The sequence below is a fragment of the Streptomyces sp. NPDC007896 genome (genome assembly GCF_042959425.1).
Lineage (GTDB): Bacteria > Actinomycetota > Actinomycetes > Streptomycetales > Streptomycetaceae > Streptomyces.
Genome location: NZ_JBIBKX010000015.1, coordinates 96799 through 111986, shown reverse-complemented (window position 1 = coordinate 111986; position 15188 = coordinate 96799). Strand labels below are relative to the sequence as shown.

Sequence of the window (15188 nt, the reverse complement as noted above, 5' to 3'; positions counted from 1 at the left end):
CCCCGTGACCGCGCGGGCGGTCACGGGGGCCTCGTACGGCCGGAGCCGGACTCGATCAGCCCTTGCGGGTCTTGATCTCCTCGGTGAGCTGCGGGACGACCTCGAAGAGGTCGCCGACCACGCCGTAGTCGACCAGGTCGAAGATCGGGGCCTCGGCGTCCTTGTTGATCGCCACGATCGTCTTCGACGTCTGCATACCGGCGCGGTGCTGGATCGCGCCGGAGATGCCGGAGGCGATGTACAGCTGCGGCGAGACGGACTTGCCGGTCTGGCCGACCTGGTTGGTGTGCGGGTACCAGCCGGCGTCCACCGCGGCACGCGAGGCACCCACGGCCGCGCCGAGGGAGTCGGCGAGCGCCTCGATGATCGAGAAGTTCTCGGCGCCGTTGACGCCACGGCCGCCGGAGACCACGATCGCGGCCTCGGTCAGCTCGGGGCGGCCGGTCGACTCGCGCGGGGTACGCGCGGTGACCTTGGTGCCGGTGGCCTTCTCGGAGAAGGAGACCGCGAGGGCCTCGACGGCGCCCGCGGCCGGGGCGGCCTCCACGGCGGCCGAGTTCGGCTTGACCGTGATGACCGGGGTGCCCTTGGCGACACGGGACTTGGTGGTGAAGGAGGCGGCGAACGCGGACTGCGTGGCCACCGGGCCCTCGTCGCCGGCCTCGAGGTCGGTCGCGTCCGTGATGATGCCGGAGCCGATGCGGACCGCGAGGCGCGCCGCGATCTCCTTGCCCTCGGCGGAGGAGGGGACGAGCACGGCGGCCAGGGAGCCCCCGGCGGACACCACCTCGTACGCGGCCTGGAGCGCGTCCACCTTCGGGACGACCAGGTAGTCGGCGTACTCGGCGGCGTCGTGCGTGAGGACCTTGACCGCGCCGTGCTCGGCGAGCGCGGGGGCGGTGGCCTCGGCGCCGGAGCCGAGGGCGACGGCGACGGGCTCACCGATGCGGCGGGCCAGCGTCAGCAGCTCCAGGGTGGGCTTGCGGACGGCGCCGTCCACGTGGTCGACGTAGACGAGAACTTCAGCCATGGGACTTCTTCTCTCCTGCTTACGAAAGATGAGGGGCGGTCAGCGAGTGGAGGTTCAGCGAGCCTCGAACGGGCCTTTAGATGAACTTCTGGCCCGCGAGGAACTCGGCGAGCTGCTTGCCGCCCTCGCCCTCGTCCTTGACGATCGTGCCGGCCGTGCGCGCCGGGCGCTCGGTCGCGGAGTCGACCTTGGTCCAGGCGCCCTCAAGACCGACCTCGTCCGCCTCGATCTCCAGGTCCTCCAGGTCCCAGGACTCCACCGGCTTCTTCTTGGCGGCCATGATGCCCTTGAAGGAGGGGTAGCGCGCCTCACCCGACTGGTCGGTCACCGACACGACCGCCGGGAGGGAGGCCTCCAGCTGCTCGGACGCGCTGTCACCGTCACGGCGGCCCTTGACGACGCCGTCCTCGACGGAGACCTCGGAGAGCAGCGTGACCTGCGGTACGCCCAGGCGCTCGGCCAGCAGGGCGGGGACGATACCGGCGGTGCCGTCCGTCGAGGCCATGCCGGAGATGACCAGGTCGTACCCGGCCTTCTCGATCGCCTTGGCGAGCACCAGCGACGTACCGATCGCGTCGGTGCCGTGCAGGTCGTCGTCCTCGACGTGGATGGCCTTGTCCGCGCCCATGGAAAGCGCCTTGCGCAGCGCGTCCTTGGCGTCCTCGGGGCCGACGGTCAGCACGGTGATCTCGGCGTCGTCCGCTTCGTCGGCGATCTGCAGCGCCTGCTCCACCGCGTATTCGTCGAGCTCCGAGAGCAGACCGTCCACGTCGTCACGGTCCACGGTCAGGTCATCGGCGAAGTGCCGGTCGCCAGTGGCGTCGGGCACGTACTTCACAGTGACAACGATCCTCAAGCTCACGCCGGCTCTCCTACTGCATCGTCATTTCTGGGCTGCCTTCTTTCAGGCAGCATAGGCGCCTGAAGCGGCCGATCCCGGTCGGGGCGGCCCGCGCTCCGAACGAAATATTACTCGCCAGTACACCCAGTTCCTGCCCACTAAGCAAGCGCTTTGAACTGTGACCTTGGCAACGCTGCGTAACCGACGAGTAGGACTCGCCAGTAGGACCGGCGGGTAGCTTCAGTCGCGCAGGCCGTTGAAGCGTCCCTGGTGGTACAGCAGCGGGCGGCCCGCGCCCGACGGATCCCCGAGGACGACCTCGGCCAGCACGATGCGATGGTCCCCGGCCGGCACCCGCGTCACGACCCGGCAGACGAGCCAGGCCAGTACGTCGTCGAGGACGGGAACATCTTCCGGGCCCTTACGCCAACGGGTGGGCGCGCCGAAGCGGTCGGCGCCGCTGCGGGCGAAGGTGGCGGCGAGTTCCTGCTGATGCTCGCCGAGTATGTGGATGCCGACGTGGTCGGACTCGGAGATCGCGGGCCAGCTGGAGGCGCCGACGCCGATGCCGAAGGAGACGATCGGGGGCTCGGCGGAGACCGAGCTGAGCGAGGTGGCGGTGAAGCCCACGGGACCCGAGCCGCCCTGCGCCGTGATCACGGCGACACCGGCCGCGTGCTGCCGGAAGACGGAGCGCAGGAGGTCGGGTGAGGCGGGTTGTGCATCGGGAGAAGCGAGCCGAAAAGTGTCCAGGTCGGGCGTGGCCGTCATGGAGTCGTCCTTCTGCGAGGGGTGACGTGGGGGTCCCCCCGCTCGAACGAAGCCGAGAGTGGGGGAAGGTCCGTCGGTGCTCAACAGACCGGACAGCGCGCACTCGCGGTGCGGGCCAGGTCCACGTGGACACGCTCGAAGAGAAGGAGTTCCGGGGGCATACGGTCAGGTTGACGATAGGTGGTGCGTGCAGTCAAGTACGTCCGGTCATCTGCGAGATGCCTCACCATGATCGCCACGGGTCAGACGGCCTCTCCCAGCGCCGCGATCACATCCGCCTTGCGCGGCTGTCCGGTCGCGCGCCGCACGATCCGTCCGTCGGCGTCGAGGACGAGCACGGTGGGGGTCTTGAGGATCTCGAGTTCGCGGACGAGTTCGAGGCGGTCCTCGGCGTCGATCTCCACGTGGTGCACACCCGGGACCATTCCGGCCACCTCGGTGAGCACCCGCCGGGTGGCCCGGCAGGGAGCGCAGAAAGCGCTGGAGAACTGGACGAGCGTGGCCCGTTCACCGAGCTCCTCCCCCAACTCCGCCGCGCCGAGCCGCTTTCCACCGTCACGCCCGCGCACTCTCACCCTCCCGCTCCGCCGCCGTTGCAGCACTCCGAACGCGCTCGCCGCCGCGAGCACCACCACGCACACCACAAGTCCGCTCATCTCCAGCACAAGCATTCACGAGACCGCAAAGATTCCCGGGTCCATGAACCGCCCTTCATACGGAATGCTTGATTCATGGACATTGACGCAAGAGGGCCGCGGTTCGGTGCGGCCGTGACGACCGTCGTACTGGCGGCCGTTCTGATCACCGGCAGCACCTGGCTGTTGGCCTGGCAGGTACTGGCGTTCGCGCTGGGCGCCTCGGGCGGCGTGGCGCGCTCTCCTTACGGCTGGCTGTTCCGGAAGGTCCTACGCCCCCGACTCGGGCCGCCGACACAGTTCGAGTCGCCTCAGCCGCCGCAGTTCGCGCAGGCCGTCGGGCTCGTGTTCGCGGTGGTCGGGCTGATCGGTTTCACGGCGGGGCCCGACTGGCTGGGGTTCGCCGCGACCGGCTGCGCGCTGGCGGCCGCGTTCCTCAACGCGGCGTTCGGATACTGCCTGGGCTGCGAGATGTACCTGCTCGTACGCCGGTTGACCGTACGCGCCCAGTGACGGTGAGTTAGAAGTGCGAGGTCGATCAGGGGACACGTGACGAGGATCTCGCCGCATCGCGGCACTGGGACTGGCCACTCGTCCGTTCTTGGGGCACGATCTGCGCAATGCCGTAAACCTACGGCTGCGTAACTTTCCCGCCGGGAGACCCCTTCCCGAGCAGAGAGAAAGGGTCCACCCCGTCCATGGCAGAGCTTGTCTACCGTCCCGTCGTCGGTCTCGCCCAAGTGTTGTTCAAGGCCTGGGACCTCAAGATCGACTGCAAGGGATCGGAGAACATTCCGCGCTCGGGCGGCGCCGTGCTGGTCAGCAACCACATCAGTTATCTGGACTTCATCTTCGACGGTCTGGCCACTTTGCCCCAGAAGCGCCTGGTGCGTTTCATGGCGAAGGAGTCGGTCTTCCGGCACAAGATCTCCGGTCCGCTGATGCGGGGCATGAAGCACATCCCGGTGGACCGCAAGCAGGGCGAGACGGCGTATCAGCACGCGCTGGATTCACTGCGGTCCGGCGAGATCGTCGGCGTCTTTCCCGAAGCGACCATCTCCCAGTCCTTCACCCTGAAGAGCTTCAAGTCGGGTGCCGCGCGCATGGCCCAGGAGGCCGGCGTGCCGCTGATCCCGATGGCCCTGTGGGGCACCCAGCGGCTGTGGACCAAGGGCCACCCGCGCAACTTCAAGCGCAGCCACACCCCGATCACCATCCGGGTCGGCGAACCGGTGGAGGCGCCGCAGGACCAGTACGCGGGCGCCATCACCCGGCGGCTGCGCGAGCGTGTCCAGGAGCTCCTGGAGGCCGCGCAGCGCGCCTACCCGGTCCGCCCCAAGGGCCCGGACGACACCTGGTGGATGCCCGCACACCTCGGCGGCACGGCGCCGACCCCCGAAGAGGTCAAGGCGGCCGAGGCCCGCTGAATCGTCACGCCGGGGCGTGGACGGTGTTCCGCGCCCCGGGGCTGAACTTCTCCAGGAGTTCGGCGAGTTCGGCCCCGTCGCACCGCACCGCCTCGCCCGCGTCCGGGTGATGGGTGACCGGTCTCAGAGTGCGCCGGGGAGCGTCTTCCAGAGGTACGGCCGGTCGGGGGCGGCCTTGAGGACGCTCAGCACGACCGGATGAGGTTCGGCGTACAGGACCGGATAGTCCAACTCATCGAATTCGGGATCGGGCGTGAAGGCCAGCCGCTCGCCGTCCAGGGAGAACCGGGCGTCCACGCCCGGCTTGTTGCCGCGGGGGTCCTGCCGGTGCCAGGCGCCGTTGAACCGTACGGCGACGAGACCGTGCACCTCGTCGAACTTCTGGTAGCAGAACGCCGTCGGGATGTCCTCGGCCCGCAACAGCGCGGCCAGGGCGTGGGCCTTGGCGTAGCAGATGCCGGTGCGCCGCTCCAGCACGTCGGAGGCACGCCAGGTGACCCGAAGATCGCCGGAGTCCTGCGAGTGCGGGATGGTGTCGCGCACGAATTCGAAAGCCGCCCGCGCATAGGCATACGAGTCGACGGCCCCCTCGGCCAGCCGCGCGGCCGTCTCCCGTACGAGCGGATGGTGATGGTCGATGACCTCGTCGGCGGCCAAGTAGGCAGACAGGTCGGCAGTGTTCTGGATCAGCTCCATGCCCGGAGAGCATAGGAATGCGGTCACCCGAGAGTCAATGACTTTTCAGGTGACCGCATATCTATGCAGGCACTGGCGCTCGGGTCACGAGTGAGCCATCTCCTCCTTGAGCGCCGCCACGAACCCGTCGACGTCGTCCTCGGTCGTGTCGAAGGAGCACATCCAGCGGACATCGCCCGCCGCCTCGTCCCAGAAGTAGAAGCGGTAGCGCTTCTGGAGCCGCTCGCTCACGTCGTGCGGGAGACGCGCGAAGACGGCGTTGGCCTGGACCGGGTGGAGGATCTCCACGCCGTGCACCGCGCGCACGCCCTCGGCCAGCCGCTGGGCCATCTGGTTGGAGTGACGGGCGTTGCGCAGCCACAGGTCCTTGGCGAGCAGCGCCTCCAACTGCACGGAGACGAAGCGCATCTTGGAGGCGAGCTGCATGGACAGCTTGCGCAGGTGCTTCATGTGACTGACCGCGTCCTGGTTGAGGACGACGACGGCCTCGCCGTACAGCGCGCCGTTCTTCGTCCCGCCGAGACTCAGGAGGTCGACGCCGACCGCGTTGGTGAACGTGCGCATGGGCACGTCCAGGGAGGCGGCCGCGTTGGCTATCCGGGACCCGTCCAGGTGCACCTTCATGCCGTGCGCGTGGGCGTGGTCGCAGATCGCGCGGATCTCGTCGGGCGTGTAGAGGGTGCCCAGTTCGGTGCTCTGGGTGATCGAGACGACCTGCGGCATCGCACGGTGCTCGTCGTCCCAGCCGTAGGCCTGACGGTCGATCAGCTCGGGGGTGAGCTTGCCGTCGGGCGTGGGCACGGTGAGCAGCTTGAGGCCGCCCATGCGCTCGGGGGCGCCGCCCTCGTCGACGTTGATGTGCGCGCTCTCCGCGCAGATCACCGCGCCCCAGCGGTCGGTGACCGCCTGGAGCGCGACCACGTTCGCGCCGGTCCCGTTGAAGACCGGGAAGGCCTCGGCGGTGGCGCCGAAGTGGCTGCGGATGATCTGCTGGAGGTTCGCCGTGTAGTCGTCCTCGCCGTACGCGACCTGGTGCCCGCCGTTGGCCAGGGCCACGGCGGCGAGCACCTCGGGGTGAGCCCCCGCGTAGTTGTCGCTGGCGAAGCCGCGGACGGACGGGTCGTGGTGACGCCGGGCGTCGGTCTTCGCAGGGTTCACGGCTTCTCGGTCAGCCACAGACGGTTTCCGTTCACTTCACCGGCGGGCTGCGACCAGACGCCGGCGATGGCCTCGGCCAGATCCTCGACGTCCGTGAAGCCCGCGAACTTCGCGTTCGGGCGCTCGGCGCGCATCGCGTCGTGCACCAGTGCCTTGACCACCAGGATGGCAGCCGCGGAAGTCGGACCCTGCTCGCCCCCGGCCTTGCGGAAGTAGTCCGCCATGGCCAGCGTCCACGCCTCGGCGGCGGCCTTGGCGGCGGCGTAGGCGGCGTTGCCCGCGGTGGGCTTGCTCGCGCCCGCGGCGCTGATCAGGAGGTAGCGGCCACGGTCGCTGCGCTGCAACGCCTCGTGGAACGCGAGGGAGGTGTTCTGCACCGTGCGGATGAGCAGCAGCTCCAGGAAGTCCCAGTCGTCGAGGCTCGTCCTGGTGAAGGTCTCGCTGCCCCGCCAGCCGCCGACCAGGTGGACCAGGCCGTCGACGTGGCCGAAGTCCTTCTCGACGCGGATGGCCCAGTCGCGGGTCGACTGGAGATCGAGCAGGTCGACCGTGTCGCCGATGACGGTGGCACCGCCGTGCCCGTAGCGGGCCGCGTCCACGGCCTCCGCGAGCCGCTCCGGATCGTTGTCCGATCCGATGACGGTCGCACCCGCGTCGGCGAGCCGTGCCAGCGTCGCGCGCCCGGCGGGTCCACCCGCTCCGGCGACCGCGATCACCGCGCCGCTGAGAGGTCCGTTGCCGTTTCCGTGTGACATCGCCTTCGCCTCCTGAACATCCCCGGTACGAGCGCTCACGCGGCGGCCCGCTCGGCGCTCGTCGCGGTGATGCCCTTGGTGGAGGCGATCACGTTCTTCAGCTTCTTGGAGAGCGCCTCATAGAACATGCTCAGCGGAAACTCGTCCGCAAGCACGTCGTCGACGAGCTTACGGGGCGGCTGGGCCAGATCGAGGGCGTCCGGGCCCTTGGCCCAGCGGGAGCCGGGGTGCGGGGCGAGATAGGTGGACACGAACTCGTACGCCTTGAACCAGTGGACGAGCTTGGGGCGGTCGATGCCGGCCCGGTACAGGTCCTCGATCTCGGCGCACAGCTGGTTGGTGATCTGCGGGGCGCGCTGCCAGTCGATGTGCAGCTTGTTGTCGGTCCAGCGGACGACGTCGTGCTGGTGCAGGTAGGCGAAGAGGAGCTGGCCGCCGAGACCGTCGTAGTTGCGGACGCGGTCGCCGGTGACGGGGAAGCGGAACATCCGGTCGAAGAGCACCGCGTACTGCACGTCACGGCCGTGCTGGTGGCCCTCGGCCTCCAGCTTCACGGCCTCCTTGAACGCGGTGAGGTCGCAGCGCAGCTCCTCGAGGCCGTACATCCAGAACGGCTGGCGCTGCTTGATCATGAACGGGTCGAACGGCAGGTCGCCGTGGCTGTGGGTGCGGTCGTGGACCATGTCCCACAGCACGAAGGCCTGCTCGCAGCGCTCCTGGTCGTGGACCATCGCGGCGATGTCCTCGGGTAGCTGAAGGCCCAGGACGTCCACGGCGGCGTCGGTGACGGCGCGGAAGCGGGCGGCCTCGCGGTCGCAGAAGATGCCGCCCCAGGAGAATCGTTCCGGCGCCTCGCGCACGGCGATCGTCTCCGGGAAGAGGACGGCCGAGTTGGTGTCGTAGCCCGCCGTGAAGTCCTCGAAGGTGATGCCGCAGAACAGCGGGTTGTCGTAGCGGGTGCGCTCCAGCTCGGCCAGCCAGTCCGGCCAGACCATGCGCAGCACGACCGCCTCGAAGTTGCGGTCCGGGTTGCCGTTCTGCGTGTACATCGGGAAGACGACCAGGTGCTGGAGGCCGTCCTCGCGGTGCGCGGCGGGCTGGAAGGCCAGCAGTGAGTCCAGGAAGTCGGGCACCTGGAAACCACCGTCGGCCCAGCGCCGCAAGTCCTTCACGAGCGCCTCGTGGTACTCGGCGTCGTGCGGCAGCAGCGGGGCGAGCTGCTCGATGGCGTCTATGGCACGGCGTACGGCCAGATCGGCATCGGCCGTGTCCGGGGCACCCTCGGCCTCGAAGTCGATCGACCCGTCCTTGGACTGCCAGGGCCGGATCTCCTCCACGGCATCCTTGAGCACGGGCCAAGCCGGGTGCTCCACCACCCTGCCCACGGGAGGAACCCGCTCCTCCACACCCACTGGCACAAGAATTTCCGTCATCTCTCACCCTCCACGGGAGAACCTCGCGTATGCACACCGTATGTATATGAGGTTCCTTCCCGCAAGGGGACACTCGATAGATTATCCTGCACCACCACAACTTCACCGCTCTTTTTCCTGTCAGATACCGCGAAGGCGACTACTTCCGCTATACGGCGCCGGACACACGGGCATCCACGGGAAGCGCCGGGAAGTGGCAGGAGCAACGACCCGGGGGCGCTCGGGGTCAACCGCCGGAAGACTCGCCCACACCCGGGTGACGCGCCCCGGCGGCAACGGCCCGCTCTCCCCTTGCGCCAGACACGCCCTGCCTGGCGTACGAGCGGGTACATCGCGCGGCGGGACGATTAGGCTGCGGCCTTGCCGCGTGGGTGCCGCCGAGACCACGCGCGAGCCGAGCCGCCGTCGACGGAAGCGAGTCGAATCTTGAACTTCCTCACCATCGGTCATCGCGGAGTGATGGGTGTCGAACCCGAGAACACCCTCCGTTCCTTCATCGCCGCCCAGCACGCGGGCCTCGACCTGATCGAACTCGATCTGCATCTGAGCAAGGACGGCGCGCTGGTCGTCATGCACGACGCGGACGTGGACCGTACGACCGACGGTTCGGGGCCGATCGCCGAGATGACCCTCGCCGAGCTGCGCGCCCTGGACGCCGGGCACGGTGAGCGCGTGCCCGTCTTCGAAGAGGTCCTGGACGCCGTCAGGGCGCCACTGCAGGCCGAGATCAAGGACACGGCGGCGGCGCGGGCGCTCGCCGAGGTGATGCACCGGCGCGATCTGGTGGGGCGGGTCGAGGTGTCGTCGTTCCACGACGAGGCGATCGCCGAGATCACCCGGCTCGTGCCGGGGGTCCGCACGGCCCTCATCGCGAGCCGCTACGGCGTCGATGTCGTGGACCGCGCCGTGGAGGTCGGCGCCGCCACCGTCTGTCTCAACATCCGCCGGCTGACCCTGGAGGTCGTCGAGCACGCCCGCAAGGCCGATCTGCGGATCATCGGCTGGGTGGTGAACACCCAGGACCACCTGCGGCTGGTGCGCGCGCTGGAGCTGGACGGTGCGACCACCGACTACCCCCAGATCAAACGCACCGGCCGCTTCACGGCCTGACGATCACTCCGCCGGCTGCGCCAGGGGCTTGACCAGCAGCTCGAACTGCAGGTCGTCGCGCTGCGGAATGCCGAAGCGCTCGTCGCCGTACGGGAAGGGGGTCATCCTTCCCGTACGGCGGTAGCCGCGCCGCTCGTACCAGGCGATGAGGTCCTCGCGTACGGAGATCACGGTCATGTGCATCTCCGCGACGCCCCAGGTCTCGTGGGCGTGCCGCTCCGCCTCGGCGATGATCACCTTGCCCAGGCCGCCGCCCTGGAGTGCGGGACTGACCGCGAACATGCCGAAGTAGGCGTGGTCGCCACGGTGTTCGAGCTGGCAGCAGGCGACGACGGCGCCGTCCCGCTCCACGGTCAGGAGGCGGCTGTCCGGGGACTTGATGACGGCGAGCACGCCCTCGGGGTCGGTCCGCTGTCCTTCGAGGATGTCCGCCTCCGTGGTCCAACCGGTCCGGCTGGAGTCACCGCGGTAGGCCGACTCGATCAGCACGACGAGGGCGTCCACATCGGCGTCGGTGGCATCGCGGAAGGTCAGTCCGGTGGCGGCGGTGTCCATGGAACGGTTCTCCGAAATCTCTGGCGCGGCTCGGGCACCGCTGAGCGTAACGCCCCTGTTGTCGTCGCCCTAAGGCCTGTCCGGCGGATCAGGCCGCAGACGCGGGGCTTGGCACGCCCATCAGCGTCGATGAGGCACCGCCGTTCCCTGCGACCTGATCCGCCGGACAGACCCTAGGCTCCGGGGCATGGTGCATGTACTGAGCAGTCGGATCCTTCTGCGGCCCACCGACCCGGAGCGCTCCCGCGCCTTCTACGGCGAGCGGCTGGGCCTCGCCGTCCACCGGGAGTTCGGGACGGGCCCCGAGCGCGGCACGGTCTACTTCCTCGGCGGCGGCTTCCTGGAGGTCTCGGGCCGCTCCCAGACCCCTCCCTCGCCCGCGCTCAGGCTGTGGCTCCAGGTGGCCGACGCCGACGCGGCGTACGAGGAGCTGTCGGCGGCCGGGGTCGACATCCTGCGCCCGCCGGTGAAGGAGCCGTGGGGGCTGATCGAGATGTGGATCGCGGATCCGGACGGTGCAGAGATCGTGCTCGTGGAGATCCCGGCGGATCATCCGCTGCGCCACCGCCCCGGAATCTGAGCGCACGGCGCCCTGCGCCGGATGGCCACGGCCCGGGCACGGGCATAGCGTGCTGGAAGGGCCTTCTGGCGGAAGGGTGGAGGAACGTCATGAAGCTCGACAAGCCGGTGACCGGCGGTCCGTGCTGGACCGAGCTCGGGACCAGTGATCTGGAGGCGGCCAAGCGCTTCTACGCCGATCTGTTCGGCTGGCGTCCGCAGACCGACCCGCGCCAGGAGGCGGGCGGCTACACGGTCGCGCACCTCGGCGACGCGCCGGTCGCGGCGCTCTCCCCGCTGTACCAGGAGTCGCAGCCCGTCGCCTGGAACGTGTCGTTCGCGGTGGCCGACGCCGACACCGCCGTGGACGCCGTGCAGGCCGCGGGCGGCACGGTCGTCCTCGGCCCGATGGACGTGTTCGACGTCGGGCGTTTCGCGGTGGCGTTCGACCCGACCGGCGCGGCCTTCCAGCTGTGGCAGGCGCGGGCCTTCCCGGGCGCGGGACTGTTCAACGCGCCGGGCGCGCTCGGCTGGGTGGAACTGCTGACGCGCGCCCCGGACCGGGCCGTCGAGTTCTACACCACGGTGTTCGGCTGGACCGTGAACGCCTCCGAGCACTACACGCAGTGGGGCATCGACGGAGCCGACTTCGGCGGCATGGTGGCGATGGACGACAACTTCCCGCACGCGCTGCCGCCGCACTGGCTGCCGTACTTCGCGGTCGAGGACGTGGACGCCACCGCGAACGCCGCCGTCGGGGCGGGCGGCAGCATTCTCATGGAGCCCACGTCCGTGCCGGAGGGGCCCCGGATCGCCGTCCTGCGGGACCCGCAGGGGGCGTTCTTCGGGGTTCATGTGGCGGGCGAGGAGGGCTAGGCCCTGTCCGGACGCTCGGCCGGAACTCAGGCCAGGGGAGTCACCGCCACCTGGTCGATGACCGGCGCGTACGCGGAGCGCTGTCGGTGGGCGTTGGTGGTGTCACCGTCGAAGTCGGGCCGTTCGTCGGCGGTGAAGGTGAGGGTGTTGGTGCCCGCGTTCAGGGTGACAGGGACGGTGAGGTCCCAGAAGTTGTTGAAGTGGAAGGTGGTGGGGAAGAGAATCCGGTGCGCCGGCGCCCCGTTCACGGACAGGTCCGCGTGGCGGCAGACCGGGTCGGGGTTGTAGTGGGTGGCCGGGGGCTGCTCGCCGTTGGAGTAGCGGACGGTCACGGCATGACGTCCGGTGCGTGTCGCCGTGACGGTCAGGGCAAGGGCGTTGTCCGGCCCCCGGCCGATTCCCTCGACCGCCTTCCCGCCGGTGGCGAAGGTGTGGGCGCCCGTCACCCTGGCCTCGCCCGTCACCGTGCCCTCCTCGGCGGGGTACACGGTGGTCCTGAGGCGTCCGGTTCCCGGTCCCACGCGCAGCCGGTCGAGGACGAGGCGTTCCGAAGTGCCGGTCACCGTCAGCTTGTTGATGCCGCCGGCCAGGAACAGCGGGATCCCGTCCCGGTCGAGACCCCCCACCTCCACCCCGTTGACCGTCAACAGGCCTTCTCCCGAGTCGAGTTGATCAACCGTCACCAGTGCCTCGCCGTCAGCGGCCGCGTACACCCAGAACGTGGCGGTGCCTGCGCGCGGCAGCAGCACGGCACCCGGCCCGCAGGCGCCGCGGTGCTCGTACGTCACGCGGGCACCGGCGCCGAGGCCCGCGTACTCGGCCTCGTACAGCGCGGGCGCCCTCACGTGCGCGTCCCGCAGGACGAGGTCGATCCGGTCGATGATCGCGTCGCCCTTGGTGGCGCCGAGGTCGGGGTCCCGCGCGGACAGGGTGAGCGTGTGCGCGCCCGCCGTCAGCTCCACCCGGATGTCGGTGTGCCCCCAGACGACCGGCTTGTAGCCGAGGGGGAGGCGCAGTTCCTGGGGGTCCGCGCCGTCGACACGCAGGAAGACGTTGGTGGGGCCCTGCTCCTGCACGAGTTCGTGAAGGTTGTGGGAGTTGGCGAAGACGCTCAGGTCGTACGTCCCGTCCTGTGGGACCTCGACGGAGAAGGCGACGACGAGGTCGGAGCCGGTGCGTAGTCCGCCGACGTGGTAGGTGCCCGAGGTGGCGAACCTGTCGACGTCGGAGGGGGATCCCTCGGGCCCGTTCCTCGAATGACCCTCGCCCGTGCAGGTCGCGTTCTGCGCGTGGTACGACCGGCGCCAGCCGATCGAGGGCGGGGCGAGGACCCCGTCGCCGCCGGGCGAGAGGATGACCTCGTAGGCGGACATCGCGTCGAGGCCGGCGAGGGGAAGGACCACCCTGCCTTCGCCGACCGGCAGTTCGAGGTCCTTGATGCGCAACGGCTGTGCCGAGGCGCCGACCTGGCCGGTCCACGGGATCTCGTGGAGCCTGGCGTGGACCGTGCCGCCGAAGATCTCGGCGGAGACGTTCTCGAAGACGAGATCCGCGGTGCCGCCGCTGCCGCCGAACAGAGCGCGGGCCTGGCGCTTGTCCCGGTCGAGCGTGGCGACACCCTGGAGGGTGTACTGGACGTTGGGGTGGGGTGCCCGCACCTGGACCGTACGGCCGGTCATCCGGCCGTAGGTGTGGAACAGCCACCACTGGCCGTTGCCCTTGTTCGCCTCGACCGCCGAGTCGTTGAGGTTGCCGTCGATGTTCCAGTACGCCATGTCGGCGTCGATCTTCGACTCCTCGATGGCGGAGATCCACTGGATCATCTGCCCGGGCACGGACAGGTGGTAGTTGTGCGCGTACTCGTTGATGTTGACGGGGAGGGGCCCGATCCCCAAGTCCCGTTCCATGTCGCGGTACTTGGCGACGTTCGTACGGATCGCGGCGGGCGTCGACAGCTCGTGCCAGGTCACCACGTCCGGGAGGACGTCGTGGGCCTTGGCGAACTCCAGGAAGCCCCGCACCTCCTCGTACAGGACGCAGGTGTTGGGGCCCGCGATGCGCGCGTTGGGGTCGAGGCCCTTGATGAGGCGGTGGAGGTCCTTCCAGGCGGCGAAGTAGTGCCGCGGGTCGGTGTGCCAGGAGGTCTTGTCGTAGCTCCACTCCCCCGTGCCGAACATGTTGCCTTCGGGTTCGTTGAACGGTACGTAGACGATGTGGGACCTGCGGGCACCCGTCGTCAGGACCTGCCCGACCTGCTTCTCCACCCTGGCCCGGTAGTCGGCGAGGCGTTCCTCGCCGGTGGCGCCGGGCCACTGGTAGGGGAAACCGCGGTAGATGTCGGTCATGTAGAGGTAGATGTCCCTGCCGCCGCAGTCCACGAAGGAGGGCAGGATTTCGAGGGCGTCTGCGCCGGGGTGCTGGAGGCCGTCCTGGGCCTTGGTCGACACCGTGCGGACGTACATGCCCTCGACCACGTTGCGGCTGGGCACTCCGTCGCCGTACAGGCCGTAGAGCGTGCCGCTCGCCCCGCCGTGGAAGGCGCCGGTGTCGGTGCCGAGGTCGATGGTGAGCGTCTCGGTGTCTGCTGCCACTGCGCCTCCGCGGTCACGCTGCTTGTTCGACATCCCGTACGTCAGCCGGAACCCCGAACCGGGCGAGCCTGAACGTAGAAGCGCCGCGCGGCTCGTGTCAACGGCGAGTGACCACGAAGCATGTGGGCTTCCGGCCCGGCTCAGACCCGTGGCACCCCGAGACGGCCTTCGAGCTGACCGAGCAACTCACCGAGCAGGTCCGCGAGTTCACGTTGGCGGGCGTGGTCGATGCCGGACAGGGCCGTCGTCTCGTAGGCGAGCTGCTGGGGCAGGATGCCGTCGACGAGGTCGCGCCCCGCGTCGGTGAGCCGCACGTGCGCGACCCGGCGGTCACGGGTGTCACCGCGGCGCTCGACCAGGCCTCGCTCGGTCAGTTGCTTCAGGCGTTTGGTGACGGCTGCACCGGAGGAGAACGTCTCGCGGGCGATCTCACTGGGGGTCAGCTCGTGACCGGTGCGGCGCAGGGTCCCGAGGACGTCGAACTCCGGACGGGTGAGCCCGGCCCGGCGCAACGGGGCGTCCTCGGCCTGCTGGAGCAGCGCGGCCGAGCGGTTGATCCGGCCGATGATCTCCATCGGCCCGGTGTCGATCCCGGGATGCACGGCCTGCCACTGCCGCACCACGGCGGCCATGGTGTCGACCGGGGGCGGGGTGCCGGGGGGTGCGGTGGTGGGGGTGCCCGAGGGGGTCTGGGGACCTGGGGCGACTGGGCTGCCCGAGTGGGCCGGAGTACCCGCGTCGGCCGTTTCCCC

At 69.6% G+C, this 15188-nt stretch carries 16 protein-coding genes; 5 read left to right on the top strand and 11 right to left on the bottom strand.

Annotation, left to right across the window (positions count from 1 at the left end; genetic code table 11):
- Positions 1-55: 55 nt before the first annotated feature.
- The 4 genes from ACFZDJ_RS38750 to ACFZDJ_RS38735 form a co-directional block, all read right to left on the bottom strand.
- Positions 56-1030 carry an electron transfer flavoprotein subunit alpha/FixB family protein gene (locus tag ACFZDJ_RS38750; protein WP_168506416.1) on the bottom strand — a complete coding sequence of 325 codons (975 nt, stop codon included), beginning with the start codon at positions 1028-1030 and terminating at the stop codon, positions 56-58.
- A 76-nt stretch (positions 1031-1106) separates the two neighbouring features.
- Positions 1107-1892 carry an electron transfer flavoprotein subunit beta/FixA family protein gene (locus ACFZDJ_RS38745; RefSeq protein ID WP_054228809.1) on the bottom strand — a complete coding sequence of 262 codons (786 nt, stop codon included), beginning with the start codon at positions 1890-1892 and terminating at the stop codon, positions 1107-1109.
- A 219-nt stretch (positions 1893-2111) separates the two neighbouring features.
- Positions 2112-2642 (bottom strand): flavin reductase family protein, encoded by a 531-nt coding sequence (locus ACFZDJ_RS38740; protein WP_384919491.1) that lies wholly within the window; start codon positions 2640-2642, stop codon positions 2112-2114.
- 242 nt (positions 2643-2884) lie between these two features.
- On the bottom strand, positions 2885-3298 hold the full coding sequence (locus tag ACFZDJ_RS38735; RefSeq protein ID WP_391066468.1) for a thioredoxin domain-containing protein: 414 nt from the start codon (positions 3296-3298) through the stop codon (positions 2885-2887).
- Positions 3299-3373: 75 nt separating this feature from the next.
- Here ACFZDJ_RS38735 and ACFZDJ_RS38730 point away from each other — a divergent pair, with 75 nt between their 5' ends.
- Both ACFZDJ_RS38730 and ACFZDJ_RS38725 read left to right on the top strand, forming a co-directional pair.
- Positions 3374-3790, top strand: a complete 417-nt coding sequence (locus ACFZDJ_RS38730) for a DUF4395 family protein (RefSeq protein WP_390931463.1) — start codon at positions 3374-3376, stop codon at positions 3788-3790.
- 185 nt (positions 3791-3975) lie between these two features.
- Positions 3976-4704 carry a 1-acyl-sn-glycerol-3-phosphate acyltransferase gene (locus tag ACFZDJ_RS38725; protein ID WP_075025534.1) on the top strand — a complete coding sequence of 243 codons (729 nt, stop codon included), beginning with the start codon at positions 3976-3978 and terminating at the stop codon, positions 4702-4704.
- A gap of 123 nt (positions 4705-4827) precedes the next feature.
- Here the strand turns inward: ACFZDJ_RS38725 and ACFZDJ_RS38720 are convergent, their stop codons facing one another.
- The 4 genes from ACFZDJ_RS38720 to ACFZDJ_RS38705 all read right to left on the bottom strand — a co-directional run bounded on the left by ACFZDJ_RS38720 (position 4828) and on the right by ACFZDJ_RS38705 (position 8746).
- Complete coding sequence (locus ACFZDJ_RS38720; protein ID WP_391066143.1) at positions 4828-5400, bottom strand: transglutaminase domain-containing protein; 573 nt, start codon at positions 5398-5400, stop codon at positions 4828-4830.
- 84 nt (positions 5401-5484) lie between these two features.
- Complete coding sequence (locus tag ACFZDJ_RS38715; protein WP_384919497.1) at positions 5485-6558, bottom strand: threonine aldolase family protein; 1074 nt, start codon at positions 6556-6558, stop codon at positions 5485-5487.
- The gene (locus ACFZDJ_RS38710) at positions 6555-7313 is read right to left on the bottom strand and encodes an SDR family NAD(P)-dependent oxidoreductase (protein WP_101407563.1); all 759 of its coding nucleotides are present in this window, start codon (positions 7311-7313) and stop codon (positions 6555-6557) included. Before ACFZDJ_RS38710 ends, ACFZDJ_RS38715 begins: the two co-directional genes overlap by 4 nt.
- Positions 7314-7348: 35 nt before the next feature.
- Complete coding sequence (locus tag ACFZDJ_RS38705) at positions 7349-8746, bottom strand: DUF6421 family protein (protein WP_168506429.1); 1398 nt, start codon at positions 8744-8746, stop codon at positions 7349-7351.
- A gap of 426 nt (positions 8747-9172) precedes the next feature.
- Here ACFZDJ_RS38705 and ACFZDJ_RS38700 point away from each other — a divergent pair, with 426 nt between their 5' ends.
- A complete protein-coding gene (locus ACFZDJ_RS38700; protein ID WP_190169282.1) occupies positions 9173-9856 on the top strand; it encodes a glycerophosphodiester phosphodiesterase family protein in 684 nt (227 codons plus the stop codon).
- Between the two features lie 3 nt (positions 9857-9859).
- Here ACFZDJ_RS38700 and ACFZDJ_RS38695 read toward each other — a convergent pair whose 3' ends face one another.
- Positions 9860-10411, bottom strand: a complete 552-nt coding sequence (locus ACFZDJ_RS38695) for a GNAT family N-acetyltransferase (protein WP_390931457.1) — start codon at positions 10409-10411, stop codon at positions 9860-9862.
- Positions 10412-10598: 187 nt separating this feature from the next.
- Between ACFZDJ_RS38695 and ACFZDJ_RS38690 the strand changes: the two genes are divergently transcribed.
- Together ACFZDJ_RS38690 and ACFZDJ_RS38685 are read left to right on the top strand one after the other, a co-directional pair.
- A complete protein-coding gene (locus ACFZDJ_RS38690) occupies positions 10599-10991 on the top strand; it encodes a VOC family protein (RefSeq protein ID WP_390931456.1) in 393 nt (130 codons plus the stop codon).
- 89 nt (positions 10992-11080) lie between these two features.
- Positions 11081-11845: a VOC family protein gene (locus ACFZDJ_RS38685; protein ID WP_385378013.1), complete on the top strand. Its 765-nt coding sequence runs from the start codon at positions 11081-11083 to the stop codon at positions 11843-11845.
- Positions 11846-11871: 26 nt separating this feature from the next.
- Here the strand turns inward: ACFZDJ_RS38685 and ACFZDJ_RS38680 are convergent, their stop codons facing one another.
- The gene (locus ACFZDJ_RS38680; RefSeq protein ID WP_391066140.1) at positions 11872-14469 is read right to left on the bottom strand and encodes a cellulosome protein; all 2598 of its coding nucleotides are present in this window, start codon (positions 14467-14469) and stop codon (positions 11872-11874) included.
- A gap of 107 nt (positions 14470-14576) precedes the next feature.
- Complete coding sequence (locus ACFZDJ_RS38675) at positions 14577-15068, bottom strand: MarR family winged helix-turn-helix transcriptional regulator (RefSeq protein WP_168506439.1); 492 nt, start codon at positions 15066-15068, stop codon at positions 14577-14579.
- Positions 15069-15188 lie beyond the last annotated feature (120 nt).